Origin of the sequence: Pseudomonas chaetocerotis, from assembly GCF_015712105.2 — a bacterium.
Lineage (GTDB): Bacteria > Pseudomonadota > Gammaproteobacteria > Pseudomonadales > Pseudomonadaceae > Aquipseudomonas > Aquipseudomonas chaetocerotis.
Window position 1 is genome coordinate 107,010 of sequence record NZ_JACFYX020000004.1, and the last position, 25,837, is coordinate 132,846.

19 protein-coding genes and 7 tRNA genes are annotated in these 25,837 nt (G+C 63.8%); 7 read left to right on the forward strand and 19 right to left on the reverse strand.

The window, feature by feature from the left end; genetic code table 11:
* Positions 1 to 111: 111 nt before the first annotated feature.
* Complete coding sequence (locus H3221_RS08840; protein WP_224490538.1) at positions 112 to 1,974, forward strand: sensor domain-containing diguanylate cyclase; 1,863 nt, start codon at positions 112 to 114, stop codon at positions 1,972 to 1,974.
* Here H3221_RS08840 and H3221_RS08845 read toward each other — a convergent pair.
* The 10 genes from H3221_RS08845 to H3221_RS08890 all read right to left on the reverse strand — a co-directional run bounded on the left by H3221_RS08845 (position 1,944) and on the right by H3221_RS08890 (position 6,875).
* Entirely contained in the window at positions 1,944 to 2,783 is an 840-nt protein-coding gene (locus H3221_RS08845; RefSeq protein ID WP_196474110.1) for an alpha/beta fold hydrolase, read from the reverse strand. The genes H3221_RS08840 and H3221_RS08845 overlap by 31 nt on opposite strands.
* 23 nt (positions 2,784 to 2,806) lie before the next feature.
* Positions 2,807 to 3,346, reverse strand: a complete 540-nt coding sequence (locus H3221_RS08850) for a TetR/AcrR family transcriptional regulator (RefSeq protein WP_196474109.1) — start codon at positions 3,344 to 3,346, stop codon at positions 2,807 to 2,809.
* Positions 3,347 to 3,530: 184 nt separating this feature from the next.
* Positions 3,531 to 3,606 (reverse strand) — tRNA-Glu (locus H3221_RS08855).
* A 48-nt stretch (positions 3,607 to 3,654) separates the two neighbouring features.
* Positions 3,655 to 3,730, reverse strand: a tRNA-Ala gene (locus tag H3221_RS08860).
* Between the two features lie 47 nt (positions 3,731 to 3,777).
* Positions 3,778 to 3,853, reverse strand: a tRNA-Glu gene (locus H3221_RS08865).
* Positions 3,854 to 3,901: 48 nt separating this feature from the next.
* Positions 3,902 to 3,977 (reverse strand) — tRNA-Ala (locus H3221_RS08870).
* 49 nt (positions 3,978 to 4,026) lie between these two features.
* Positions 4,027 to 4,102 (reverse strand) — tRNA-Glu (locus H3221_RS08875).
* Between the two features lie 60 nt (positions 4,103 to 4,162).
* Positions 4,163 to 4,238, reverse strand: a tRNA-Ala gene (locus H3221_RS08880).
* A gap of 201 nt (positions 4,239 to 4,439) precedes the next feature.
* Positions 4,440 to 5,921: a glutamate--tRNA ligase gene (gltX, locus tag H3221_RS08885; protein WP_196474108.1), complete on the reverse strand. Its 1,482-nt coding sequence runs from the start codon at positions 5,919 to 5,921 to the stop codon at positions 4,440 to 4,442.
* A 33-nt stretch (positions 5,922 to 5,954) separates the two neighbouring features.
* Positions 5,955 to 6,875 (reverse strand): LysR family transcriptional regulator, encoded by a 921-nt coding sequence (locus tag H3221_RS08890; RefSeq protein ID WP_196474107.1) that lies wholly within the window; start codon positions 6,873 to 6,875, stop codon positions 5,955 to 5,957.
* A gap of 107 nt (positions 6,876 to 6,982) precedes the next feature.
* On the opposite strand from H3221_RS08890, the gene H3221_RS08895 reads away from it, so the two are divergent.
* Complete coding sequence (locus tag H3221_RS08895; protein ID WP_196474106.1) at positions 6,983 to 8,032, forward strand: HlyD family secretion protein; 1,050 nt, start codon at positions 6,983 to 6,985, stop codon at positions 8,030 to 8,032.
* A gap of 49 nt (positions 8,033 to 8,081) precedes the next feature.
* Positions 8,082 to 9,575 carry an MDR family MFS transporter gene (locus tag H3221_RS08900; RefSeq protein WP_196474190.1) on the forward strand — a complete coding sequence of 498 codons (1,494 nt, stop codon included), beginning with the start codon at positions 8,082 to 8,084 and terminating at the stop codon, positions 9,573 to 9,575.
* A gap of 124 nt (positions 9,576 to 9,699) precedes the next feature.
* Here the strand turns inward: H3221_RS08900 and uvrB are convergent, their stop codons facing one another.
* Positions 9,700 to 11,715, reverse strand: coding sequence for an excinuclease ABC subunit UvrB (uvrB, locus tag H3221_RS08905; RefSeq protein ID WP_196474105.1), 2,016 nt, complete (start codon positions 11,713 to 11,715; stop codon positions 9,700 to 9,702).
* 245 nt (positions 11,716 to 11,960) lie between these two features.
* On the opposite strand from uvrB, the gene H3221_RS08910 reads away from it, so the two are divergent.
* Both H3221_RS08910 and H3221_RS08915 read left to right on the forward strand, forming a co-directional pair.
* Positions 11,961 to 13,157: an amino acid aminotransferase gene (locus tag H3221_RS08910; RefSeq protein WP_196474104.1), complete on the forward strand. Its 1,197-nt coding sequence runs from the start codon at positions 11,961 to 11,963 to the stop codon at positions 13,155 to 13,157.
* A gap of 227 nt (positions 13,158 to 13,384) precedes the next feature.
* Positions 13,385 to 13,460 (forward strand) — tRNA-Asn (locus tag H3221_RS08915).
* A gap of 274 nt (positions 13,461 to 13,734) precedes the next feature.
* Here H3221_RS08915 and H3221_RS08920 read toward each other — a convergent pair.
* The 5 genes from H3221_RS08920 to H3221_RS08940 form a co-directional block, all read right to left on the reverse strand.
* Positions 13,735 to 15,342 carry a malate:quinone oxidoreductase gene (locus H3221_RS08920; RefSeq protein ID WP_196474103.1) on the reverse strand — a complete coding sequence of 536 codons (1,608 nt, stop codon included), beginning with the start codon at positions 15,340 to 15,342 and terminating at the stop codon, positions 13,735 to 13,737.
* Positions 15,343 to 15,639: 297 nt separating this feature from the next.
* Positions 15,640 to 16,323 (reverse strand): LrgB family protein, encoded by a 684-nt coding sequence (locus H3221_RS08925; protein WP_196474102.1) that lies wholly within the window; start codon positions 16,321 to 16,323, stop codon positions 15,640 to 15,642.
* Entirely contained in the window at positions 16,320 to 16,673 is a 354-nt protein-coding gene (locus tag H3221_RS08930) for a CidA/LrgA family protein (RefSeq protein ID WP_196474101.1), read from the reverse strand. Before H3221_RS08930 ends, H3221_RS08925 begins: the two co-directional genes overlap by 4 nt.
* Positions 16,670 to 17,188, reverse strand: coding sequence for a DUF934 domain-containing protein (locus H3221_RS08935; RefSeq protein ID WP_196474100.1), 519 nt, complete (start codon positions 17,186 to 17,188; stop codon positions 16,670 to 16,672). The genes H3221_RS08930 and H3221_RS08935 overlap by 4 nt, the downstream gene beginning before the upstream one ends.
* Positions 17,185 to 18,852 (reverse strand): nitrite/sulfite reductase, encoded by a 1,668-nt coding sequence (locus tag H3221_RS08940; RefSeq protein WP_196474099.1) that lies wholly within the window; start codon positions 18,850 to 18,852, stop codon positions 17,185 to 17,187. Before H3221_RS08940 ends, H3221_RS08935 begins: the two co-directional genes overlap by 4 nt.
* Positions 18,853 to 19,192: 340 nt before the next feature.
* Here H3221_RS08940 and ccoG point away from each other — a divergent pair, with 340 nt between their 5' ends.
* Both ccoG and mapR read left to right on the forward strand, forming a co-directional pair.
* A complete protein-coding gene (gene ccoG, locus H3221_RS08945) occupies positions 19,193 to 20,605 on the forward strand; it encodes a cytochrome c oxidase accessory protein CcoG (RefSeq protein ID WP_196474098.1) in 1,413 nt (470 codons plus the stop codon).
* Between the two features lie 282 nt (positions 20,606 to 20,887).
* Positions 20,888 to 22,300, forward strand: coding sequence for a GntR family transcriptional regulator MpaR (gene mapR / locus H3221_RS08950; protein WP_196474097.1), 1,413 nt, complete (start codon positions 20,888 to 20,890; stop codon positions 22,298 to 22,300).
* 155 nt (positions 22,301 to 22,455) lie between these two features.
* Here the strand turns inward: mapR and H3221_RS08955 are convergent, their stop codons facing one another.
* The 3 genes from H3221_RS08955 to H3221_RS08965 all read right to left on the reverse strand — a co-directional run bounded on the left by H3221_RS08955 (position 22,456) and on the right by H3221_RS08965 (position 25,833).
* A complete protein-coding gene (locus H3221_RS08955; protein ID WP_196474096.1) occupies positions 22,456 to 23,694 on the reverse strand; it encodes a maltoporin in 1,239 nt (412 codons plus the stop codon).
* A 140-nt stretch (positions 23,695 to 23,834) separates the two neighbouring features.
* Positions 23,835 to 24,995 (reverse strand): ABC transporter ATP-binding protein, encoded by a 1,161-nt coding sequence (locus H3221_RS08960; protein ID WP_196474095.1) that lies wholly within the window; start codon positions 24,993 to 24,995, stop codon positions 23,835 to 23,837.
* Between the two features lie 10 nt (positions 24,996 to 25,005).
* The gene (locus tag H3221_RS08965; protein ID WP_196474094.1) at positions 25,006 to 25,833 is read right to left on the reverse strand and encodes a carbohydrate ABC transporter permease; all 828 of its coding nucleotides are present in this window, start codon (positions 25,831 to 25,833) and stop codon (positions 25,006 to 25,008) included.
* Between the last annotated feature and the right edge of the window lie 4 nt (positions 25,834 to 25,837).

A 25,837-nucleotide genomic window follows, 5' to 3' on the forward strand; every position in this document is an offset into this window, starting at 1 on the left:
AGGTGCTGCATGATACGCCGCGCAGCCCTTCCATGCAGTGCCGAGCTTTCATCGCGTCATCGCCGCGCGCCATAATGCAGTGCACTCGCCTGAGAGCCCGAGAACGAGCAATTGACTGCCATCCTGCGCCTACTGATGCTTTTGCTGCTGCCAGCGCTGACCTGGGCAGAAAGCCTGCCGCTGCCGATCGGTCAGGCGCAGACACTGCCCGGTCCCTATATGCACGTCTGGGAGGACCCGGACGGCCAGGCCGACTTCATGGATGTCAGCGCACTCCCCGACTCCGCCTGGCAGGTCGTCGCCCGGCGCGATGCCAGCTTCGGCTACAGCGGCAACGCCTATTGGCTGCGCCTGGATGTGCACAATCCGCACAACCGCTCGCTTGGCTGGGTCCTGCTGATCGGCAATCCCTTGCTGGATCAACTCGACGCCTACGGCCTGGACGGCAAGCGCATCTACCGCGCCGGGGACCAGCGCCCCTTTGACTGGCGCTGGATCGCACACCGGCAACTGGTACTCCCCCTCGACCTGGAGTCTGGCGAGCAGCAGCGCATCTGGCTGCGCATGCAAACCGATGGCTCGGCCAACCTCAGCGCAAGCCTGATGACGCGCGAAGCCTTCGACCTCCAGGAACAGCGCAGCCTGTTGCTACAAGGTCTGTTCTTCGGCGCCCTGATCGCGATGCTGATCTATAACCTGAGCATTTTCTGCATCACTCGCGATCGCAACTACCTCTGGTACAGCCTGTTCGTCGCCAGCTTCAGCCTCTACCAGTTCATTCAGCTCGGCTTCGCCTTGCAATGGCTGTGGCCCAACGCCCTGAGCTGGCATCAACTGAGCTTCCCGCTCAGCTCGGCACTGGCGACACTGTTCGGCATTCACTTCACCTACGGCGTGCTGGAACTGGACAAGGCCGCGCGGCCTTACCGCTGGGTCGCCAACACACTCAAGGCATTCGCCTGGCTAGTGCTGGGCATGGCGCTGTTTGGCCCCTACGCACCAGCCCTGATCGGCAGCTTCGTGCTGGTGGTCGCCTGCGCCGTGGCTGCCTTCATCATCACCCTGCTGCGCTGGCGGGGCGGTTACGCGGCCGCGCGCCTGTTCGCCCTGGGCTGGTTCGTGCTGATTGCTGCCAGCCTTGCCAGCATCCTCACCGGTACCGGATTGCTGCCCTACTCGCTGCTGACCCTGCATGCCCAGCAGATCGGCGGCCTGATCGAGATGACAGTGTTCTCCATCGCCCTGGCATCACGTATCCGCCACGCTCAGGAAGCAGAGCGCCTGGCCCAGGCCAAACTGATCGACCAGGAACGCCGCCTGCGCACCGAGCAGACCAGGCACCTGGAACTGCAGACGCAGATCAGCGAAAGCCTGGAACAGCGCGTACAGGAGCGTACCGCGACCCTGCAGGACACCCTGCATCAACTGTCCAGCGCCAACCTGCGCCTGGCCGAACTGAATCGTCGCGACGGACTCACCGGCCTGTTCAATCGCCAGACACTCAGCGAAGAACTGGCACGCGCCTGCTCCCGCGCCGAGCGCAGCCGGCAGTCGCTGGCGGTATTGATGCTGGATCTGGATCACTTCAAGCAGGTCAATGATCGCTACGGCCACCTGGCTGGCGACGCCTGCCTGCGTCATGCGGCCCAGCGCATTCAACAACGCCTGCGCAGCAGCGATCTGCTGGCACGCTTCGGCGGCGAAGAGTTCGCCGCCCTGCTCGACAGCACGGATCTGACCGGCGCACTCGATCTGGCCGAGCGACTGCGCGAGGACCTCGCGCAAAACCCTTGCATCTATCAACAAACGCCGATAGCGCTGAGTATGAGTATCGGCCTGTACGCCGGAGTACCGAGCGACCCCGGCTGCGGTGAGCAATGGCTGGAACTGGCAGACCGTGCTCTGTATAGCGCCAAGGCAAGCGGTCGTAACCGTGTAGTCGGTTACGAAGCCAGCGCCTTTAACGACGTCTGAGGCACCTGCTCCAGCAGCTCGAGCACGGCCTGCAGAAGCAACGGATCGCTCAGCAGACGCTGATGCCCACCCGCAGGCAGGCGCAGCAGCTGACTGTCGAACCAGGCCTTGTGGATCAGATCGGCTTCGCTCACCGGCACCACCTGGTCATCCGCGGCATGCACGATCAGACCTGGCAGTTCCAGCTGATAACGCTGCACGTCGAGATGCGCGGCCGGGATACCGGCGGTCTTTTCCACCTGATGCACGAAATGCGCACGCGCCTGGGCAGGCAACCCCATGAATCGAGCGAAGCCGCGCAACAGCCCCAAGATGCGGCTCGGCGCGGCGATGGTCACCAGGGTCTCGCTGCGCAAGCCCATTTGCGTGGCCAGCAGCGCGCTGGCCCCTCCCATCGAGTGACCGATCACGGCGCGTAGCGGCGGCAACTCACTGGCCGCCTCGAGCAACGCACGTGCGAACAGCACCACATTGGCCTCACGCCCCGGCGATTGACCATGGGCAGGCGCATCCAGTGCGACGACACCATAACCCGCATCGACAAGGCCGCGAATCAACAGCGCGAACTGGGTAGGGCGCCCCTCCCAGCCATGCATCAGCAACACTGTAGGGCCGCTGCCCCAACGCAACGCAGAGAGACCGAAACGCAGGGTAATGCGCTCTGAACTGGCCAGCAGCGGCAGCTCCCAATCCCGCGGCGACGAAGTGCGCGGCGTCATGAAACGTTCGCGCAAACGACTGGCAATCAGTTGCGGCGCCACTCTACCCAGCGTTGCATTGACACCACGGACCCAGGTCATCTGGTTCATCACCCTCTCCTTCACGCTTGATTTCACACAACTGCCGACTTGGCAGCACGCAACACCCGGTCGGACAGTTCGCCAGGCCCCAAGGCCCGCGCCAGCGCCAGACCACCGATCATCAGCGCCAAGTCAGCCAGCGCCACATCGCCCTCTTCCGGCGCTCCACTCATTTGCGCGGTCATCAACTCGATGTGTTCAGCCAGGGTCTGGCGAAAACCATCCGGCAACCGCGCAATTTCCGCCAGCGAACTCGGTAGCGGGCAGCGCTCGTCAGTGTCGTCACGGTGCCTGCGCGAGAGGTAGAACGCGGCCAAGAGCACTCGGCGCTCTCTGCCTGTCAGGCTCTGATCGACCTGCGCCAGTCGCTCGCGCCGCACCCGCAGCAACTGGCGAAAGGCTTCAAGCATCAGCGCATCCTTGCTGGCGAAGTGCGCATAGAAGCCGCCGACCGTCAGACCCGCTTGCGCCATGACCTCAGCCACCGCCGGATCACCAGGCCCGCGCTCTGCGAGCACTCGCCCTGCCGCAGCGAGAATGCGCTTACGAGTTTCACTCTTGCGTTCGCTCATGATCGCGCCCTTGATATGATGAACCTAATATTACGACCATAATATTAATTTGCAAGTCAGCCGTTCGACCGCCGGTCAGCATTACCAGGCAGCCGCACCAGCATCGGAAAAAGAAGGGGCGAAAACAAAAAGGGGCCACTTCCGAAGAAGTGACCCCTGGGTCCCGCAAACGCGGCAAGAAAAATGGCGTCCCCTAGGGGACTCGAACCCCTGTTACCGCCGTGAAAGGGCGGTGTCCTAGGCCACTAGACGAAGGGGACGAAACCTTCGAACGACAAGGCCAGCACTAGGCTGGCCTTGAGTGTGATTGGTGGAGCTAAACGGGATCGAACCGTTGACCTCTTGCATGCCATGCAAGCGCTCTCCCAGCTGAGCTATAGCCCCGAAACCTTGCGGTCGGCTCGCAACACTTGAGCGCTGCGACTGGAAAATGGCGTCCCCTAGGGGACTCGAACCCCTGTTACCGCCGTGAAAGGGCGGTGTCCTAGGCCACTAGACGAAGGGGACAAAACCTTCGAAGAACAAGGCCAGCACTAGGCTGGCCTTGTCAGTGTTTGGTGGAGCTAAACGGGATCGAACCGTTGACCTCTTGCATGCCATGCAAGCGCTCTCCCAGCTGAGCTATAGCCCCAAAACCTTTCGGTCTGGCTGCAACGCCTGAGCGCTGCGGCTGGAATAAATGGCGTCCCCTAGGGGACTCGAACCCCTGTTACCGCCGTGAAAGGGCGGTGTCCTAGGCCACTAGACGAAGGGGACGCAAGACCCTGATCGTGAATCGACTTACACCGATTCTGGCACTCCCGAAGGAGCCGAGATTGGTGGAGCTAAACGGGATCGAACCGTTGACCTCTTGCATGCCATGCAAGCGCTCTCCCAGCTGAGCTATAGCCCCATCTCGAGGACGGGGCGCATGTTAAGAGCGCCCCGACTGGCTGTCAACAACATTTTTCCTGCCAGCCCAAAGTTTTTGCCACTAGAACAATTACTTAGAGCCAACCCGACAATCAAACGCCGACCTGACCGCAGGGTACGCCGCGCGCACCGATGCTAAACAACACAAGACCTGGTGCGCACGGAACACCCTACGAAGCCATCAACCGATGGCGGCCAGTAGCTTCTCCCACTCCTTGGCCTCTTTCTTCGAGGTGCCGCCGAGCAACTCCAGCGCCTGACGCAGGCGGAAGCGCGTCAGGTCCGGGCCGAGGATTTCCATGGCGTCGAGCACGGAAACCGAGCTGGCCTGGCCGGTGATCGCCGCGAACATCAGCGGCATGGCATCACGCAGCTTCAGCTCCAGATGCTCGACCACCGTCTGGATGCAGCCGGTGATGCGATCCTTTTCCCACTGACGCAGCGACTCGAGCTTCCATAGGATCAGTTGCATCAGCTGGCGCACCTGATCGGCCGAGAGTTTCTTGTGCTCGAACAGCTTGGCGTCCAGATTCAGGCCACCGGAGAAGAAGAAGCCCGCCAGCGGTGCGATCTGGCTGAACGTCTCTACCCTGCCCTGCACGTGCGGCGCGATCTTCATCAGGTAGTCGGGATTGAGTGCCCACTTCTGCACTTCGGCAGCGAAGGTTTCCACCGGCAGCTCGCGCAGCCATTGGCCGTTGAGCCAGGACAGTTTCTCCAGGTCGAAGATCGGCCCGCCCAGCGATACGCGGTTGATATCGAAGTGCTCGATCATCTCGGCGAGCGAGAATTTCTCGCGCTCGTCCGGCATCGACCAGCCCATGCGGCCGAGGTAGTTGAGCATGGCCTGCGGCAGGTAGCCCATGCGCTCATAGAAGGTGATGCTGGTGGGGTTCTTGCGCTTGGACAGCTTGCTCTTGTCCGGATTGCGCAGCAACGGCATGTAGCACAGCGCCGGCTGCTCCCAACCGAAGTATTCGTAGAGTTTGATCAGCTTGGGTGCCGACGGCAGCCATTCCTCGCCACGCAGTACGTGGGTGATGCCCATCAGGTGGTCATCGACCACGTTGGCCAGGAAGTAGGTCGGCAGGCCGTCGGCCTTCATCAGCACCTGCATGTCCATGCGATCCCACGGGATCTCGACGTTGCCACGCAGCATGTCCGGGACCACGCAAACACCTTCACTCGGTACCTTCATCCGTACCACGTGCGACTCGCCTGCGGCGATGCGACGCTGCGCCTCGGCCGGTTCCAGATGCATGCAGTGGCCGTCGTAGCGCGGGGTTTCCTTGTTGGCCATCTGCTGCGCGCGCACTTCGTCGAGACGCTCGGCGGAACAGAAGCACGGGAAGGCATGGCCCTTGGCGACCAGTTCGTCCGAGTATTGCTTGTAGATCTCGCCACGCTCGCTCTGCCGGTACGGGCCGTGCGGGCCGCCGACATCCGGGCCCTCGTCCCATTCGATGCCCAGCCAACGCAGGGCGTCGAAAATCTGCTGTTCGGACTCACGAGTCGAGCGCAGTTGGTCGGTGTCCTCGATGCGCAGGATGAACTGGCCACCGTGCTGACGGGCGAAGCACAGGTTGAACAGCGCGATATAGGCGGTGCCGACATGAGGGTCGCCGGTGGGCGATGGCGCGATACGGGTACGGACGGTGGTCATGAATGCTCTCGGAAGGAAGACACGAGGTTTGAATCAGGCGGGCGATGTTAGCAGGCCGACGGCCCCTGGCTCCAGCAACCCGCCACGGGTGATGGGCAAGCTGGCAATGAGGAAGTCGAGAAAGGCCTTGACCTTCATCGCCTGGAAGCGCCGTGACGGGTAGATGGCGTAGACCTCCCCCACCGGCAGACGCGCCTCGGGCAACAATTCGACCAGACGCCCGCTGCGCACCGCCTCTTCGCTGATCATCACCGGCAATCCGGCAACTCCTGCTCCCGCCAGTGCCGCCTCACGGGCGAAAGTGATGTTGTTGCAGGTCATCACCCGCTGGCAGGGCAGGTTCTCGCCCAGCAGCGGCCAGTAACGCGGCGCGTCGTGCTGCAGCAGGATCGCCCGATGCCCCTCCAGCTCCGCCACATTGCGCGGTGTGCCGTGTACAGCCAGGTAAGCGGGACTGGCGCACAGGCGCCGGCCACTCTCGAACAGCTTGCGCGCGATCAGCGTGGAGTCCTGCGGCTGACCGACCTGAATGGCGATATCCACGCCCTCCTCCAGCGGGTCGACCAGGCGCGAGGTCAATTCCACCTCGGCACCGATCTGCGGGTACTGGCGCATGAACTCACCCAGCACTCGCCCGAGAAACAGCTGGCCGAACTCGATCGGTGACGTGATGCGAAGCACGCCGGACGGCTCGCGCTGCAGTTGCATCACCGCCTGCTCCGCCTCGGCGAAGTCGAGCATGATCTGCCGGCAGCGCTCGTAGTAAGCCTGCCCCACCTCGGTCAGGCGCAACTTGCGCGTGGTGCGATTGAGCAAACGTACGCCAAGACGCTCTTCCAGCAACGCGATACGCCGGCTCACCGTCGATTTCTGCATCCCCAGGCTGGTCGCCGCCTGCGTGAAACTGTGGCACTCCACCACCCGGGTGAAAATCAAAGCATCATCGAGCCCCATGATTGTTCCTCATACGCAACAAAGCATGCCAGATCGTGAGTCTACTAGCGAAAAGGGAACGCTGTTAAATTTACTTACATTTCTCCGACGCATCCCGAGCCTCAAGCATGCCCGCCAAACTGCAACGTCGCCTTTTCGTATTCGTGATCCTGCTGGCGTTGATCGCCGGCGCCCTGCTCGCCCACTGGCTGCTGATCGGTCGCTACCACGAGAGCACGGACAATGCGTATGTGCAGGGCGAGATCACTCGCGTCTCCAGCCAGTTGAACGCACGCATCGAGAAGGTACTGGTACGTGACAACCAACATGTGGAGGCCGGCCAACTGCTGGCCGTGCTGGAAGACGCTGACTTCCGACTGGCTCGCCAGCGCGCCCTCGCCGCGCTGCAAACCCATGAGGCCGAGCGCGCCCAGGCGCAGAGCAAACTCGACCAGCAGGCCAGCCTGATTGCCGCCAGCCAGGCCGATGTCGCCGCCAGCCAGGCCACCCTGGAGCGCGCCAAGCTCGATCTCGGCCGCGCCCAGGCCCTGCGCAAGCCGGGTTACGTCTCCGAAGAACGCGTCACCACCCTGGCCGCCGACAACCGCGTGGCCCGCTCGCAAGTGGCCAAGGCCCAAGCCGACCTGCAGGCCCAGCGTCAGCAGGTCGCCAGCCTGGAAGCCGAACTCAAGCGCCTGGACGCACTGATTCTTTCCGCCCAGGCCGACCTGGAACAGGCCGACCTCAACCTGTCGCGCACGCAGATCCATGCACCGATCAGCGGCCTTGTCGGCCAGCGTTCGGCCCGCGAAGGCCAGGTGGTGCAGAGCGGCGCCTACCTGCTGTCGCTGGTGCCGGATCAGGACATCTGGATCCAGGCCAACTTCAAGGAAACCCAGATCGGCCGCATGCGCCCGGGACAGAAAGCCCAATTGTTGTTCGACAGCTACCCCGACACGCCCATCGAAGGCCGCATCGACAGCCTGTTCGCCGCCTCCGGCGCACAGTTCAGCCTGCTGCCGCCGGACAACGCCACCGGCAACTTCACCAAGGTGGTGCAGCGCATTCCGGTCAAGCTGACCTTCGCCGCCGACAATCCGCTGCACGGTCTGATCCGCCCCGGTATGTCGGTGGAAGTCAGCGTCGACCTGAGTGGCGACGAACACCATGGCGGGTGATGCGCTGATCCGCCCCACGGCGGAGCCCAGCCGCCGCGACTGGATCGCCGTGATGAGCGCCATGCTCGGCGCCTTCATGGCGGTGCTGGACATCCAGATCACCAACTCCTCGCTCAAGGACATCCAGGGCGCGCTGTCCGCCACCCTGGAAGAAGGCTCGTGGATATCCACCTCCTACCTGGTGGCCGAGATCATCATGATTCCGCTGACCGCCTGGCTGGTGCAGCTGCTCTCGGCGCGGCGCCTGGCGGTATGGGTGTCGGTGGGCTTTCTGATCGCATCCTTGCTCTGCTCCCTGGCCTGGAGCCTGGAGAGCATGATCGTGTTCCGCGCACTGCAGGGCTTCACGGGCGGTGCGCTGATCCCACTGGCGTTCACCCTGACGCTGATCAAGCTGCCCGAGCACCACCGCGCCAAGGGGATGGCCCTGTTCGCCATCACCGCCACCTTCGCCCCCTCCATCGGCCCGACGCTGGGCGGCTGGCTGACCGAGAACTGGGGCTGGGAATACATCTTCTACATCAACGTGCCGCCCGGCCTGATCATGATTGCCGGGCTGCTCTATGGCCTGGAGAAAAAAGCGCCGCACTGGGACCTGCTGAAGACCACCGACTACGCCGGCATCGTCACCCTCGGCCTGGGCCTGGGCTGCCTGCAGGTATTTCTCGAGGAAGGTCATCGCAAGGACTGGCTGGAGTCGCAACTGATAGTCGGCCTCGGCAGCATCGCGCTGGTCAGCCTGATTCTGTTCGTGATTCTGCAAATCTCGCGGCCCAACCCGCTGATCAACCTCGGCGTACTGCGCGAACGCAACTTCGGCCTGGCCAGCATTTCCAGCCTGGGCCTGGGCGTCGGCCTGTACGGTTCGATCTACGTACTGCCGCTGTACCTGGCGCAGATCCAGGGCTACAACGCCATGCAGATCGGTGAAGTGATCATGTGGATGGGTGTGCCGCAGCTATTTCTGATTCCGCTGGTGCCCAAGCTGATGAAGATCATCTCGCCGAAATGGCTGTGCGCCCTGGGTTTTGCCCTGTTCGGTGCGGCGAGTTTCTTCTCCGGGGTACTCAACCTGGACTTCGCCGGCGAACAGTTCCAGCACATCCAGATCATCCGCGCCCTCGGCCAGCCACTGGTGATGGTCACCGTGTCGCTGATCGCCACGGCCTACATCCTGCCGCAGGACGCCGGCTCGGCCTCCAGCCTGTTCAACATCCTGCGCAACCTCGGCGGCGCCATCGGCATCGCCCTGCTCGCCACCCTGCTCGATGCGCGCGCCAAGGTCTACTTCGACTACCTGCGCGAAGCCATCGTGCCGACCAACCCGCAAGTCGATGAACGCCTGCACCTGCTGACGCAGACGCTGGGCAGCGAACAGGCGGCCCTGGCCAAACTCAGCCAGGTCGTGCACGAACAAGCGATCATCATGGCCTACAACGACGCCTTCCATTTCATCGGCATAGCCCTGGGCGTGAGCATGCTGGCAATCCTGCTGACGCGAAAGCTGCCGCAGAACATGGCAGGCGGTAGCGCGGCGCATTAACGCCAATACCGCCCGATCTGTAGGAGCGGCGCGCCGCCGCGGAGGGTTCGCCAAAGCACCGCAGCCAAAAGCTTCGCCCCGGGGCGGGGCTCCTGCACAGGCACCTCCGCCCCACGCAGCGGCATCAAACCTGCAACAACCGATCCCTCAGCTTCTGAATCTCATCACGCAACTGCGCTGCAGCCTCGAACTCCAGGTCGCGCGCCAGGGCGTACATCTTCTCTTCCAGCTGACGAATACGCTTGGTGATCTCGCTCGGCGAACGCAGTTCGTTCTCGTAGCGCGCACTCTCCTCCGCCGCCTTGGCCATGCCCTTGCGCTTGTTACTGCGTGCGCCCGGCACCACGGCGCCTTCGAGAATGTCCTTGACGTCCTTCTGTACGCCCTTGGGCACGATGCCATTGGCTTCGTTGAAGGCGATCTGCTTGGCACGGCGCCGTTCGGTCTCGCCGATGGCGCGCTGCATCGATCCGGTCATGTTGTCGGCGTAGAGAATCGCCCGGCCGTTGAGGTTACGCGCCGCGCGACCGATGGTCTGGATCAGCGAACGCTCACTACGCAGGAAGCCTTCCTTGTCCGCATCGAGAATCGCCACCAGCGACACCTCGGGCATGTCCAGTCCCTCGCGCAGCAGGTTGATGCCCACCAGCACGTCGAAGGCGCCGAGGCGCAGATCGCGAATGATCTCCACCCGCTCGACGGTATCGATATCCGAGTGCAGGTACCGCACCTTGACGTCATGGTCACCCAGGTAGTCGGTCAAATCCTCGGCCATACGCTTGGTCAGGGTCGTAACCAGTACGCGGTCCCCCGCCGCCACGCGCAAACGAATCTCCGACAGCAGATCATCGACCTGAGTGCGAGCCGGACGCACCTCGATCTGCGGGTCCACCAGGCCCGTCGGTCGCACCAACTGCTCCACCACGCGCCCAGCATGCTCGCCCTCGTATGGCCCTGGCGTGGCCGAGACGAAAATGGTCTGCGGGCTGGCCGCCTCCCACTCCTCGAAGCGCATCGGTCGGTTATCCAGCGCAGAAGGCAGGCGGAAGCCGTACTCCACCAGTGTTTCCTTGCGCGAGCGGTCGCCCTTGTACATCGCACCGACCTGCGGCACCGAGACATGGGACTCGTCGATCACCAGCAGCGCCTCGTCCGGCAGATAGTCATAAAGAGTGGGTGGCGGCGCGCCGGATGGGCGACCCGACAGATAGCGCGAGTAGTTCTCGATACCATTGCAGTATCCCAGCTCGAGAATCATCTCCAGATCGAAGCGCGTGCGCTGCTCCAGGCGCTGTGCCTCCACCAGCTTGTTCGCCCCACGGAGGTACTCCAGGCGCTGCTGCAGCTCGACCTTGATGTGCTCGACCGCCTCCAGCAAGGTTTCACGCGGCGTGACGTAGTGGCTCTTGGGATAGAAGGTGAAGCGCGGCAGCTTCTGGATCACCTCCCCGGTCAACGGATCGAAGGCGCTGATGCTCTCCACTTCGTCATCGAACAACTCGACGCGAATGGCTTCGAGATCCGACTCCGCCGGGAAGACGTCGATCACATCGCCACGCACGCGGAAGGTGGCACGAGCGAAATCCATATCGTTGCGCGTGTACTGCAGCTCGGCCAAGCGGCGCAGCAGCGCGCGCTGATCCATCTTGTCGCCACGGTCGAGGTGCAGCACCATTTTCAGGTACTCCTCGGGGCTACCCAAGCCGTAGATCGACGACACGGTGCAGACCACGATGACGTCCTTGCGCTCGATCAGTGCCTTGGTCGCCGACAGGCGCATCTGCTCGATGTGATCGTTGATCGAGGCATCCTTCTCGATGAAGGTGTCCGAAGACGGCACATAGGCTTCCGGCTGGTAATAGTCGTAGTAGGAGACGAAGTACTCCACCGCGTTGTTCGGGAAGAACGCCTTGAACTCGCCATAAAGCTGCGCAGCCAAGGTCTTGTTCGGCGCCAGAACCAGCGTCGGGCGCTGCACTTGAGCGATCACGTTGGCGATGGAGAAGGTCTTGCCCGAGCCGGTCACCCCCAGCAGGGTCTGGTGCGACAGACCAGCCTCCAGCCCCTCGACCATCTGCCGGATCGCCTCGGGCTGATCGCCGGCTGGTTTGAAACGGGTCACCAACTGAAACTCGGACATGCAGCACCTCGACAAATGGCTGTGACGCCTCCTTTCGGACTGCGTCAAAAGCCATGAATTGCGGGGCGATCTGGCGATAGGTCCAGGTAGAGTCAAATTACCTGGCAAAAGGCCTTAATTCAGGGCTTTGCGCTGTCGCCCCCTGGATTCAGGGTCGTTATACTAACGCCCCGTTTACGCGCCCCCTAGCGCTTTTGTCGGGGACGCCTGGCCACCCACCCCTCACTCGAGTTGCCGCACCCATCATGAGTCTCTTCTCTGCCGTCGAAATGGCTCCGCGCGATCCCATCCTGGGCCTCAACGAAGCATTCAACGCCGACACCCGCACCACCAAGGTCAACCTTGGCGTGGGCGTCTACTACAACGAGGAGGGGCGAATTCCGCTGCTGCGCGCCGTCGCAGAAGCCGAAAAAGCACGTATCGAGGCCCACGCACCGCGTGGCTACCTGCCGATCGAAGGCATCGCCGCCTATGACAAGGCCGTGCAGGAACTGCTGTTCGGCAAGGGCGCCGCGCTGATCGAAGCCGGCCGCGTGATCACCACCCAGGCCCTGGGCGGTACTGGCGCACTGAAAATCGGCGCCGACTTCCTCAAGCGCCTGCTGCCGGACGCCACCGTGGCCATCAGCGACCCGAGCTGGGAAAACCACCGTGCCCTGTTCGAGTCCGCCGGCTTCCCGGTGCAGAACTACCGCTACTACGATCCGTTCAGCAACGGCGTGAACCGTGGCGGCATGCTCGAAGACCTGCGCAACCTGCCGGCCCGCTCCATCGTCGTACTGCACGCCTGCTGCCACAACCCGACCGGCGTCGATCTGCAGCTGGAAGACTGGAAGGCCGTGCTGGACGTGCTGCGCGAGCGTGAGCACGTGCCCTTCCTCGACATCGCCTACCAGGGCTTCGGTGACGGCATCGAGCAGGACGCCGAAGCCGTGCGCCTGTTCGCCGAGTCGGGCCTGGAGTTCTTCGTCTCCAGCTCCTTCTCCAAATCGTTCTCGCTGTACGGCGAGCGTGTTGGCGCCCTGTCGCTGGTCACCAGCAGCCGTGAAGAGTCGACTCGCGTCCTGTCGCAGCTCAAGCGCGTGATCCGCACCAACTACTCCAACCCACCGACCCACGGTGCCACCGTGGTCGCCAGCGTACTGGGCAGCCCCGAGCTGCGTGCCATGTGGGAAGCCGAGCTGGGCGAAATGCGTGACCGTATTCGCAGCATGCGCCTTGCCATGGTCGAGCAACTGGCCTCGCTGGGCGCCAAGCGCGATTTCGGCTTCGTCGCCGAGCAGCGCGGCATGTTCTCCTACTCCGGCCTCACCGTGGAACAGGTAGAACGCCTGAAGGAAGAGTTCGGCATCTACGCCGTCGGCACCGGCCGCATTTGCGTCGCCGCGCTGAACAAAGGCAACCTGGACAGCGTCACCCGCGCGATCCACGCCGTGCTGTAAGCCCTAGTGATAAACAAAAACGCCGGCCCATGAGCCGGCGTTTTTGCATGCACCAAAGCCACACACCTGGAGGAGCGGCTTCAGCCGCGATCTGTCGCGGGCCAACTGCTGTCGTGACTAAAGCCCCTCCCACGACACCACCGCTGAACACCCCGAATTCTGACCACATAGATATCGCGGCAAAGTGTTGACTTCTCTTTTTTAATCAGTAACATACGCGCCGTTGTTCCGCGATAGCTCAGTCGGTAGAGCAAATGACTGTTAATCATTGGGTCCCTGGTTCGAGTCCAGGTCGCGGAGCCAAATTCAAGAACCCAGCCTAACCGCTGGGTTTTTTATTGCCTGCGGACTCTCACCAGGGACCATGTCCCAGGTTATTCGCTTCGCTCACCCCTCCGGGGCCGCGCTAAAGCGCGTTCAGCTGCGCTGTCGAGTCCAGGTCGCGGAGCCAAATTCAAGAACCCAGCCTAACCGCTGGGTTTTTTATTGCCTGCGGACTCTCACCAGCCTGCGAAAAACCAGAAAAAACCCGCCGAGCGCAGGACGCAGGGCGGGTTCTGGTACAACGTGATATACCTTACAGCGTCACGGCAGCCGGCTCGGGCTCGGCGGCCATTTCAACGTCCGGCGCGACTTCGATGTGCTGCAGTTCGAGACGCTCGCTGCTCCACTGGCGAATGCGGTTGGTCAGCGCCAGGTCGTCGTTCAGCTTCTGCCCGTAGGACGGGATGATGGCCTTCAGGCGCGCCTGCCACTCAGGGGTGGCGACCTTGTCGGCGAACGCCTTCTCGATCAGGTGCAGCATGATCGGCGCAGCAGTGGAAGCACCCGGCGAGGCGCCCAGCAATGCGCTGATGCTGCCATCGGCAGAGGTCACCACTTCGGTGCCGAACTGCAGCACGCCGCCCTTCTCGGCATCCTTCTTGATGATCTGCACGCGCTGGCCAGCATTGATCAGCTCCCAATCGGCATCCTGCGCCTGCGGGAAGTACTCGCGCAGCGAGGCCATGCGGTCTTCCTGGCTGAGCATCAGTTGACCCATCAGGTAGGTGCTCAACGACCAGTTGTCCATGCCGGCGTTGACCATCGGCATGAAGTTGTCGCTGGTCATGCTGCTGAACATGTCGAGCAGCGAGCCGTTCTTGAGGAACTTGGTGGAGAAGGTGGCGAACGGGCCGAACAGCAACACGTTCTCGCCGTCGATCACACGGGTGTCCAGGTGCGGCACGGACATGGGCGGCGAACCGACCGAAGCCTTGCCGTAAACCTTGGCCAGGTGCTGAGCCACGATGTCCTGGTTACGCGTCATCAGGAACTGGCCGCCGACCGGGAAGCCCGCGTAGCCCTCGGCTTCTTCGATGCCGGACTTCTGCAGCAGCTTGAGCGCGCCACCACCGGCGCCGATGAAGACGAAGCGCGCGTTGATGCTCTGCTCGGCGCCGTCCTTGGCCAGGTCGGCCACGGTCACGCGCCAGGTGCCGTCATCGTTGCGCTTGAGGTCGCGAACTTCGTGCTCCAGGTGCAGGCTGGCCTGCTCCTTGCCGATCAGCGAGTCGATCAGCTGACGGGTGATTTCACCGAAGTTGACGTCGGTACCAATGGCCATGCGCGTGGCGGCGACCTTCTGCTGCGGGTCACGACCTTGCATGACCAGCGGCACCCACTCGGCGATCTGTGCATGGTCCTCGGTGAACGCCATGCCGCGGAACAGGTTGCTGTGCTGCAAGGCAGCATGGCGCTTGCGCAGGTACTCGACGTTGTCGTCGCCCCAGACGAAGCTCATGTGCGGAGTGATGTTGATAAAGCTCTTGGGCTTGCTCAGCACATCGCGCTCGACCTGGGTGGCCCAGAACTGCTTGGAGATCTCGAACGACTCATTGATCGCGATGGCCTTGCTGATGTCGATGCCACCGTCGGCGGTTTCAGGGGTGTAGTTCAGCTCGCAGAACGCCGAGTGGCCGGTGCCGGCGTTGTTCCAGCCATTGGAGCTTTCGGCAGCTACCTTGTCGAGGCGCTCGTAGATTTCGATGCTCCAGTCCGGCTGCAGCTCGTGGAGGTAGGTGCCGAGGGTGGCGCTCATCACGCCAGCGCCGATCAGCAGCACGTCGACGGTTTTCTCGGGCTCGCGGGGCTTGGAGCAACCGATCACGCTGAGACAAAGCAGCGTCAGCAGGATTTTTTTCATGGGACAGTCCAGTTCATCGCACGACGACAACAGCCGTGCAGGCAAGGTTTCGGGCAGCGGCCGTGTGGGCCGCGCATGGGCGATAGCCGCAGATCTGCGGCGCGACGGGAGGAAGGGTGTTTCCAGGCCTCTTGGCGGGCGTATTCCGATCGCACCGCGTGCAGGAGCAATATGCGTGCCGCTGAAAGGATTCAGCAGCCCCGATGCGGCTTTCTGCCACACAGCGGATTCCGCGCTGGCGGGAACTCGCCATCTCCACGCAAAGAGGCCCCTGGAAATGGCGGAATCCCGCCCGAATCAGGCCAGCAGCAGTGGCAGCAGCAAAGCGGTGCCGATGCCCAGCAGGCTCATCGCCAGGGCGGCGAAAGCGCCACACTCCTCGCCTTCCTGCAAGGCATGCGCGGTGCCGATGGCGTGAGCATTGATACCGTAGCTCAGGCCACGGGCCGCCGGGTGATCCACCCCGGCCCAGCGCAGCAGCAGCGGCCCCATGGCCGTGCCGATCACGCCGGTAAGCATGACCATCACCGCCGCCAGCGAAGCGACACCGCCGATCTGCTCGGCCACCGGCATGGCAATCGGCATGGTCACGAACTTCGGCGCCAGGCTCATCACCACGCTCCAGTCGGCGCCCATCGCCCAGCCGATGGCCAGGGTCAGCGCTACCGACAGCACGCCGCCGGCCGTGAGGGTGATCATCACCGGCCAGAACAGTTGGCGGATGCGCTTGATGTTGTGCTGCAGCGGCACTGCCAGGGCCACGGTGGCCGGCCCCAACAGCCAGGCCACGGGCTCGGCGCCGGCGCGGTAGGTGGCGTAATCCACCCCACAGAGCAGCAAGGTGGCGACGATCAGCGTCACCGACACCAGCACCGGTTGCAGCACCAGCCAGCCGCTGCGGCGATAGAGCCAGGCCGCGATCAGAAAGGCAGCCAGGGTCAGGGCGATGGCGAACAGCGGATGATGAGTCAAGAGCGTCATCCCTGGCGCTCCTGACGGCGGATCAGTGTCTGCAGCAGCCAGCCGCAGAACGGCACCGTCACCAGCAGCGACAGTACCAGTGCCATGGCGATCACCGGCAGCTCGCCGAGCAGCAGGTCGCTGCTGGTCATGATCCCCGAGGCGGGCACGGCCAGTAGCAGCGGCAGGTAAGGCAGCAAACCACCGGCGGCCTGTTGCAGCGGCTCGGGCACGGCGCCGCGCCACATCAGCCAGACCGAGAGCAGCAGCAGGCCGATGATCGAGGCTGGCAGCATCGGCAACAGCCAGTGATTGAGGGCCACGCCGAACAACTGCAGCAATACCAGCCAGAACAGGCCACGCACCATCATGATTTCAACTCCTCCTTATAGCGCCCCCGACGAAACAGCGGACGCGGCTCGATAACCGAGCGACCATACAACACACTGAGCCCTTGCAGGCCCTTGAGCGCATCCTCCAGCGATTTGTCGGCGCGCACGGCAAAGGCATCGAAGCCGCACTGACGCATGTGCGCCAACTGGTCGCGCAGTACATCGCCCACAGCGCGCAACTCACCGCGCCAGCCCAGTCGGGTACGTAGCAGGTAGGCCTGGCTGTAGCCACGGCCATCGCGAAAGCTGGGGAAGTCGATGGCGATAAGCGGCAGGCTGGCGAGAAAAGGCTGCAGCGCCTCCGGCTCGTCATCCACCTGCAACAGCAGGCCGTCGGCGCTAACCGCCCTACCCTCCAGCACCGCAGCAGGCTGCCGCTCGCGCCAGGCTGCCAGCGGCAGGATCAGTGGCGCGTCCCCTTCAGCGTCGAGTTGCCAGGGATCATCATTGACGATGCAGGCCTGGCCCTCGACCAGGCGAATCAGGTTGTTCATGCCACCTCCTCGCGGCTGTACACGCGCTCCTTGAACGGCTCCAGGCCGATGCGCTGGACGGTGTCGAGAAAGCCCTCGTTCACCTCTCGGTAATCGACGTAGGTACGCACGATGCGCTCGATAACCTCAGGCACCTGTTCGGCGGCGAACGACGGGCCGATCACCTTGCCCAGCGCCGCCTGCTGGCCCTGGCTGCCGCCGAGGGTGAGCTGGTACCACTCGCTGCCGTTCTTGTCGACGCCAAGGATGCCGATGTTGCCGATATGGTGGTGGCCGCAGGCGTTCATGCAGCCGGAGATGTTCAGGCTGATATCCCCGAGGTCATGCAGGTAGTCGAGGTCGTCGAAGCGCTGCTGGATGGCCTGAGCGATGGGGATCGACTTGGCGTTGGCCAACGAGCAGAAGTCGCCACCGGGGCAGGCGATGATGTCGGTAAGCAGGCCGGCATTGGCCGTGCCCAGCCCCGCCGCCTGCGCCTCGCGCCAGAGCGAATGGAGGTCGCTCTTGCGCACGTCGGGCAGCACCAGGTTCTGTTCGTGGGCGACGCGAATCTCGCCGAAGCCGTAGCGCTCGCTCCAGTCGGCCAGCGCGTCCATCTGTTCTGCGCTGACGTCGCCGGGTGGCGCGCTGATACCCGGTTTGGTCGACAGCACCACGCTGAGATAGCCGGGCACCTGATGCGCCATGACGTTGCGCGAGACCCAACGGGCGAAGGCCTCGTCACGCGCCAGGTGGGTACCGAAGTCGAGGTCGAGGGCGTCCTGTGGCACGTAGGCCGGCTTGTGGAAGGAGGTGGCGACGCGCTGGTATTCGTCCTCGGTCAGGCGCGCCGGGCCGTCCTTGATCGGCTGCCACTCGCGTTCCACTTCGGCGGCGAAGGCCTCGATGCCGAGGGCCTTGACCAGGATCTTGATGCGCGCCTTGTACTTGTTATCGCGGCGGCCGTGGCGGTTGTACACGCGCAAAATGGCCTCGACGTAAGACAGGCAGTCCTGCCAGTGCAGCCCCTCGCGCAGGGTCTGGGCGATGATCGGCGTGCGCCCCAGGCCGCCGCCGACCAGCACGCGCAGGCGCAGATCGTTGGCCACATCGCGGTAGAGCTGCAGGCCGATGTCATGCACCTGGATCGCTGCGCGGTCCTGTTCGGCGGCGCACAGGGCGATCTTGAACTTGCGCGGCAGGAACAGGAATTCCGGGTTGACCGTCGACCACTGGCGGAGAATCTCGGCCAGCGGGCGTGGGTCGAGGTACTCGTCGGCGGCCACCCCGGCAAAGGCTTCGGTGGTGATGTTGCGCACGCAGTTGCCGGAGGTCTGGATGGCATGCATGTCGTGCTCGGCCAGCCAGTCGAGAATGTCCGGCACGCGCTCCAGCTCGACCCAGTTGAACTGGATGTTCTGCCGTGTGGTGAAGTGCCCGTAGCCCCGGTCGTACTCACGGGCGATGTGCGCCAGCGCGCGCATCTGCCTGGCTGACAACGTGCCGTAGGGAATCGCCACACGCAGCATGTAGGCATGCTTCTGCAGGTACAGGCCGTTCTGCAGCCGCAGCGGCAGGAACTCCTCCTCGCTCAGCTCGTCGGCCAGACGTCGCTGTACCTGGTCACGGAACTGGGCGACGCGCTCGCGCACCAGCGCGCGGTCATAATCGTCGTATTGGTACATGCCGGCAGGCCTCCTGATCACGGGGCGTCGACTATGCCTGCCTGGGGTGTACCGAAAACAGCGCCAGAAAAGCCTTAAAAAACCGGATCAGATCGAGACGAGAGTGGCCGGCGCAGCGCACTGAATGGCGCGGCGCGATGTCGCAGGGCGATATCTGCATCGCTCGGCATGAAGGCTCCTGGCGCCAGAAATGGCGCGGTTCGGCGGCCTGTCAGCGGTTCTACCCGGAGTGCCGCTCGGTCATCTGATCCGCTTTTTTATCGAAAACCTGAGTCTGTTTTGCGAACAGTCCCACTCGGATCATGGCGCCAGCCTGATAAACGCCTGATGAGGGCACGACATGACCGATCTGATCCCCGTGCGGGCCGTCGAGACCCTCGACCCCGCCAAACCGATTCGCCTGACACCGGCCCAGGCCGGCGGCCCGATCCACACGCGCAGCTTCACCGGGCGCTTTCGCAACCTGCGCCTGCTGGGCGCCGGCCTGCTGTTCCTGTTGTTCTTCGGTACCGCCTGGATCGACTGGAACGGCCGCCAGGCCGTGCTCTGGGACCTGGATAACCGCCAGTTCCACATCTTCGGCGCGACCTTCTGGCCGCAGGATTTCATCCTGCTCTCGGCAATCCTGATCATTGCTGCCTTCGGCCTGTTCTTCATCACCGTGCTGGCCGGCCGCGTCTGGTGCGGCTACGCCTGCCCGCAAAGCGTATGGACCTGGGTCTTCATGCGCGTCGAGCAGATCACCGAGGGCGACCGTGGCCAGCGCATCAAACTCGATGCCGCGCCCTGGTCGCTGCAGAAACTGGCTCGGCGCAGTGCCAAGCATGGCCTTTGGCTGGCGGTGAGCGTGGTCACGGCGATGGCCTTCGTCGGCTACTTCACGCCGGTACGCCAGTTGACGCTCGACCTGGCGACTCTCGAAGTCGGCGCCACCACGGCGTTCTGGGTGCTGTTCTTCACTGCCGCCACCTACATCAACGCTGGCTGGCTGCGCGAGAAGGTATGCCGCGACATGTGCCCCTACTCGCGCTTCCAGAGCGTGATGTTCGACAGCGATACGCTGGTCATTTCCTACGACGCCGCCCGTGGCGAGAACCGTGGCCCGCGTCGCAAGGACGCCGACTACAAGGCCGAGGGCCTGGGCGACTGTATCGACTGCACGATGTGCGTACAGGTCTGCCCCACCGGCATCGACATTCGTGATGGCCTGCAGCTGGAATGCATCGGCTGCGGCGCCTGCATCGACGCCTGCGACAGCGTGATGGACAAGCTCGGCTATGCCCGCGGCCTGGTGCGCTACAGCTCCGAGAATGAGCTGGCCGGCGGCAAGACCCACTGGCTGCGCCCGCGCCTGATCGGCTATGCGGCGATGCTGGCGGTGATGATCGGCGCCTTCGCCTGGGCTCTGGCCGAGCGGCCGCTGATCTCCCTGGACGTGACCCGCGACCGTGGCCTGTTCCGCGAGAACGCCCTGGGCCAGATCGAGAATATCTACAGCCTGAAGATCATCAACAAGACCCAGCAGCCACGCAGCTACGCCATCGCGTTGGTCCAGGCCGGCGACTTCGAACTGCATGGCCCGAGCACACTGAAGCTGGCGCCGGGGGAGATTCGCGACCTGCCGGTGAGCGTCGCGCTGACCGCCTCGCACAACGCGGCCGGACCGCAAACCCTGCGCTTCGAAGTGCGCGACAAGGCCGATACGCAGAGCCATGTGAGCACCAAGAGTACCTTCCTCGCGCCGCTGCGTTGAGGCGCAGTAAACCGTGCTGTTCACCTAACGAAAGGTGGACACGATCAATCCCCTCTCCCCCACGGGGAGAGGGTTAGGGAGAGGGGGAGATGACACTCAGCGGTGTATCGATCCCTCTCCCCCGGCCCCTCTCCCATGAATGGGAGAGGGGAGCAAGCGTCGTAGCCCGAATGCAATCCGGGGCGATTCGAGATACGTTCCCCTTCACGAGGCACTGCCATGTCTGCCGCTCACCCCGTAAAGTGTTCGCCCGTACCCTTTGCCTCGGTGAACCAGGACAGGATGAAACGCTACGAAAAATTCGCCGACGAGATCGCCGAGCTGATCCGCACCGGCGTGCTCGGCCCTGGCGAGAAGGTGCCCTCGGTGCGCCATGCCAGCCGCACCTACGGCGTCAGCCCGTCCACCGTGTTCCAGGCCTACTACCTGCTGGAGGATCGCGGCCTGATCCAGGCGCGGGCGCGCTCGGGCTACTTCGTCCGCGAACACGCCAAACGCCCGCTGCACGAGCCGGAACTGACCGCACACGCAGCGCAGACCACCGAGGTGGACGTCAGCGAGCTGGTGTTTTCTGTGCTCGCCTCGTTGAAGGATCCGCACACCGTGCCCTTCGGCTCGGCGTTCCCCAGCCCCGACCTGTTCCCCCTGCCGCGCCTGGCCAAGAGCATGGCGCACGCGCTGCGCGGGCTCTCGCCGCACGAGATCATCGCCGACATGACCGCCGGCAACGCCGACCTGCGCCGGCAGATCGCCCTGCGCTACATGGTCAGCGGCGTGATGCTGCCGATGGAGGAGCTGGTGATCAGCAACGGCGCCATGGAGGCGCTCAACCTCTGCCTGCAGTGCGTCACCCAACCGGGCGACCTGGTGGCCATCGAGTCGCCGACCTTCTATGCCTGCCTGCAGGTGCTGGAGCGGCTGCAGCTCAAGGCGGTGGAAATCCCCGTACACCCGCGCGAAGGTATCGACCTGGGCGCCCTGTCGGAGAGCCTCAAGCAACTGCCGATCAAGGCCTGCTGGTTCATGAGCAGCCTGCAGAACCCGCTGGGCGCGAGCATGAGCGAGACCAGGAAGCAGGCGCTGTACGAACTGCTGGTCGAGCATCAGGTGCCACTGATCGAGGACGACGTATACGCCGAGCTGTACTTCGGCAGCCACCCGCCCAAGCCGGTGAAGAGCTTCGACCGTGAAGGGCTGGTGATGCATTGCAGCTCCTTCTCCAAGAGCCTGGCGCCGGGTTATCGCATCGGCTGGGTGGCCGGCGGGCGTTATGCCGAGCAGATCGCCCGACTCAAGCTGATGACCACCATCTCGCCTTCGGTGCCGGCCCAGGCGGCGCTGGCCGATTATCTGCAGCACGGCGGCTACGACCGTCACCTGCGCAAGCTGCGCCACGCCCTGGAAATGCAGCAGAGCGCGATGCTGGCCTCGGCTTCCCGGCACTTTCCTGCCAGCACGCGGGTCACGCGGCCGGCGGGCGGCTACTTCCTCTGGTTCGAATTCCCCGAGCGCCTGGACTCGCTGCAACTGCTGCGTCTGGCGCTTGCCCAGGGCATCAGCCTGGCGCCGGGACCGATCTTCTCCGCCAGCCAGGGGTTTCGTCACTGCGCGCGGCTGAACTACGGCCACCCGTGGAACCCGCGCAGCGAACAGGCCATGGAAGTACTCGGGCGCCTGGTGGCGGGGTTGTTGTAGCCCGGATGAAATCCGGGAGCCGGAGCAAGAATCGCCCCGGATTGCATCCGGGCTACGGTCTACACAGTGCTCTGCGTAGGGTGGATGACGCTGTTTTCATCCACCACCTGACAACCATGGTGGATCGGTGAAGCGTGATCCACCCTACCGACTGGCTACTTCCACCAGTACTCGACCTGCACGCCGAAATTGGAGCCGTTGCGCGCGCTGCCAAAGGCGCCGTTCTCGGATAATGCCGAGCCGTCGGCCAACAGGTTGGCGGCTTGCTGCGCCGCGCGGTTCCAGCTGGCGTAGGTGTAGTACAGGCGAATTTCCGGACGCGCCCAGAAACCGGGGCCGGCTGGTGACCAGGTCGGCGCGATGGTGAACTTGGTCAGCTTGCGCGTGCCGCCGGGCGCCTCGACCTGATCACGGCCGATCTCGCCAACCAGCTTGAACTGCTCGGTGAAGGCATAGCTGGTACGCCCGCCGATGGACAGCCAGTTCTGATCCGCACCGTCCGGGCGCTTGTCCTTCTGGTAGACCAGTTGCACCTGGCCACCGAGACGCGGGGTCACCTGGAAGTCAAAGAACTCCACCAGGCGCCAGCTGCGGTTGCTGCTGTCGAGGGTCGGATCGCCGGTGTAACCCAGCGCGGTCCCCGGCCCGCGACCATATTGCAGGGCGACGGTGTTGACCCCGCCGAGGAAGCCCTGCTGCTTGTGCTGCGCAGTAACCGCCCAACCACTGTGGCTGTCGGTGCTGTCCGGTTTGTCGATGTAGCTGACACCCACTTCCAGCTCACCACCCGGGTTGACCTGGAAGCCGCCGACGTTGAAATCGTGGCGGTTGATGTAGGGTTCCTGGTCGTAGTTGTCCTTGCGCGAGAACACGTAGCTGTACTTGAGGTCGCCGATCTTCATCTCGTCGATACCGAAACCGGTGGAGCTCTGGTTCCAGTAGTAGAAATCGGTGATGTGGATGTCGTTACGCTTGTAGAAACGCCGCCCGGCCCACAGCGAACCGCCACCCAGCGCCGGCATGTTGCTCCACTCGGCGTACATCTGGTTCATCCGCGCGAAGCCGTAGTCGCCGGTGAACTTGGGCGTGTGGCCGTACTGGTTGTACAACTGCGCCATGCCCTCGACGCTGACCACCGAGCCATCGTCCAGGCGAAACAGATCCTGGCGCAGATCCAGTTCGATGTACTGCTCGCATTCGTTACCCAGGCGGTACTTGGACTGCGCGCCCGGCAACTGGAAGCACTGCTGCGTGCCGCCGGTATCCGCACCGCCGACGCCGCTGCGCACGTAGCCGGTGAACTCGACGGCCTGCACCTGCGGCGTGGCCAAAGCCAGTGCCAGCAAGCAAGGGGCGCCGAGTGAACAGGTGAGGGTTTGCTGTGTGGTCTTCATCGTTGCTCCTGATTGTTTTTATTGAGCGATGCTGCGGATTACCGCCGCAGCGACGGTTCTTCGTTGTCTCGAGGGGCTGTAGCGCGGATGCAATCCGGGGGATATTGGGCAGCCCCCCGGATTTCATCCGGGCTACGCGGCTAACCGAGCTTGAACTGGGCCACCTTGTTGTCAGTGGCCTGACGCTTTCCCGGGCGCAGGCGCTCGCCGCTGGTGGCGTCGAACAACAGCACGCGCGCCGGATCGAACTGCAGATCGAGGCTGCTGCCCGCTTGCGGCATGGCATCAGGCGCCAGGCGGCAGCACACCTTGGTCTGGTTGAGGCTGACGAACACCAGCGTGTCCGGCCCCGTCGGCTCGACCACCTCGACCTCGGCGCGCAGGCTCGGCAGCGCCGCAGCGGCGCCGGCCAGCTGGATCTGTTCAGGCCGCAGGCCAAGAATCAGCTCGCGCCCGTCCAGCTCCGCCGCGGCGCCCAGCGGTAGCTCGCAGCGCGCCTGCCCCGGAGCGCCGGCCGCGGATTCGAGCAGGCCGAAGCACTGGCCGTCGCGCACCTGCACGCGCAGCGGGATGAAGTTCATCGGCGGCGAGCCGATGAAGCTGGCGACGAACTGGTTGGCCGGGTCGTTGTAGATCTCTTGCGGGGTGCCGAACTGCTGGATGATGCCGTCCTTCATCACCGCCACCTTGTCGCCCAGGGTCATGGCCTCGATCTGGTCGTGAGTGACGTAAACCGTGGTGGTCTTCAGGCGCTGGTGCATCAGCTTGATTTCGGTGCGCATCTCCACGCGCAGCTTGGCGTCGAGGTTCGACAGCGGTTCGTCGAACAGGTAGATCTTCGGCCGCCGCGCCAGCGCCCGGCCCATGGCCACGCGCTGCTGCTGGCCGCCGGACAGCTGGCCGGGCTTGCGACCCAGCAGATGCTCGATCTGCAGCAGCTTGGCCACGCGCGCCACCTCGGCCTCGATCTCGGCCGGCGGCAATTTACGCATCTTCAGGCCGAAGGCGATGTTGTCCTTCACCGTCATGGTCGGGTACAGCGCGTAGGACTGGAACACCATGGCGATGTCGCGATCCTTGGGGCTCATGCCGCTGATGTCGGCACCATCGACCAGGATCGCCCCGCCGCTGATTTCCTCCAGGCCAGCGATGCAGTTCATCAGGGTGGATTTGCCGCAGCCGGAGGGACCGACCAGGATCAGGAACTCGCCGGCGTCGATGGCCAGTTCGATGTTCTTCAGGGTGTCCGCCAGGCCGCTGCCGTAGGATTTGTTGACGTTGCGCAGTTCGAGGGTAGCCATGGTTATTACCTCAACCTTTGACGGAGCCGGCCGTCAGGCCGCGCAGGAAGTACTTACCGGCCAGGATGTAGACCAGCAGAGTGGGCAGCCCGGCGATCATCGCCGCAGCCATGTCGACGTTGTATTCCTTGGCCCCGGTGCTGGTATTGACCAGGTTGTTCAGCGCCACGGTGATGGGCTGGGTGTCGCCGCTGGCGAACACCACGCCGAAGAGGAAGTCGTTCCAGATCTGGGTGAACTGCCAGATCAGGCTGACCATGATGATCGGCACCGACATCGGCAGCAGGATGCGCCCGAAGATGGTGAAGAAACCGGCGCCATCGAGGCGCGCGGCGCGCACCAGCGCCTCGGGAATGCTCACGTAGAAGTTGCGGAAGAACAGCGTGGTGAAGGCCAGGCCGTAGACCACGTGCACCAGCACCAGGCCTTCGGTGGTGTTGGCCAGGCCGAGTTGGCCGAGGGTGAAGGACGCCGGCAGGAGGATTACCTGGAACGGCAGGAAGCAGCCGAACAGCAGTAGGCCGAAGAACAGCTGCGAGCCGCGAAAGCGCCACATGGCCAGCACGTAGCCGTTCAGCGCGCCGAGCAGCGTGGAGATCAGCACCGCCGGGATGGTGATCTTCACCGAGTTCCAGAAGTAGCCGCCGACGCCGTCCCAGGCCTTGACCCAGCCGATGACGGTGAACACATCCGGGATCGACAGCAGGTTGCCGCTGCGGATGTCGTCGGGGGTCTTGAAGCTGGTCAGCAGCATCACCAGCAGCGGCACCAGGTACACCGCGCAGGCCAGGATCAGGGTGGTGTGGATGGCTATACGGCTGAAGCTGAATGCCCTCATCCGG

Coding starts and splice junctions, on each gene's coding strand:
- H3221_RS08845 (WP_196474110.1), bottom strand. CDS start 2,783: ATGAACCAGATGACCTGGGTCCGTGGTGTCAATGCAACGCTGGGTAGA.
- H3221_RS08850 (WP_196474109.1), bottom strand. CDS start 3,346: ATGAGCGAACGCAAGAGTGAAACTCGTAAGCGCATTCTCGCTGCGGCA.
- gltX (WP_196474108.1), bottom strand. CDS start 5,921: ATGACCACCGTCCGTACCCGTATCGCGCCATCGCCCACCGGCGACCCT.
- H3221_RS08890 (WP_196474107.1), bottom strand. CDS start 6,875: ATGGGGCTCGATGATGCTTTGATTTTCACCCGGGTGGTGGAGTGCCAC.
- H3221_RS08895 (WP_196474106.1), top strand. CDS start 6,983: ATGCCCGCCAAACTGCAACGTCGCCTTTTCGTATTCGTGATCCTGCTG.
- uvrB (WP_196474105.1), bottom strand. CDS start 11,715: ATGTCCGAGTTTCAGTTGGTGACCCGTTTCAAACCAGCCGGCGATCAG.
- H3221_RS08910 (WP_196474104.1), top strand. CDS start 11,961: ATGAGTCTCTTCTCTGCCGTCGAAATGGCTCCGCGCGATCCCATCCTG.
- H3221_RS08920 (WP_196474103.1), bottom strand. CDS start 15,342: ATGAAAAAAATCCTGCTGACGCTGCTTTGTCTCAGCGTGATCGGTTGC.
- H3221_RS08925 (WP_196474102.1), bottom strand. CDS start 16,323: ATGACGCTCTTGACTCATCATCCGCTGTTCGCCATCGCCCTGACCCTG.
- H3221_RS08930 (WP_196474101.1), bottom strand. CDS start 16,673: ATGATGGTGCGTGGCCTGTTCTGGCTGGTATTGCTGCAGTTGTTCGGC.
- H3221_RS08935 (WP_196474100.1), bottom strand. CDS start 17,188: ATGAACAACCTGATTCGCCTGGTCGAGGGCCAGGCCTGCATCGTCAAT.
- H3221_RS08940 (WP_196474099.1), bottom strand. CDS start 18,852: ATGTACCAATACGACGATTATGACCGCGCGCTGGTGCGCGAGCGCGTC.
- ccoG (WP_196474098.1), top strand. CDS start 19,193: ATGACCGATCTGATCCCCGTGCGGGCCGTCGAGACCCTCGACCCCGCC.
- mapR (WP_196474097.1), top strand. CDS start 20,888: ATGAAACGCTACGAAAAATTCGCCGACGAGATCGCCGAGCTGATCCGC.
- H3221_RS08955 (WP_196474096.1), bottom strand. CDS start 23,694: ATGAAGACCACACAGCAAACCCTCACCTGTTCACTCGGCGCCCCTTGC.
- H3221_RS08960 (WP_196474095.1), bottom strand. CDS start 24,995: ATGGCTACCCTCGAACTGCGCAACGTCAACAAATCCTACGGCAGCGGC.
- H3221_RS08965 (WP_196474094.1), bottom strand. CDS start 25,833: ATGAGGGCATTCAGCTTCAGCCGTATAGCCATCCACACCACCCTGATC.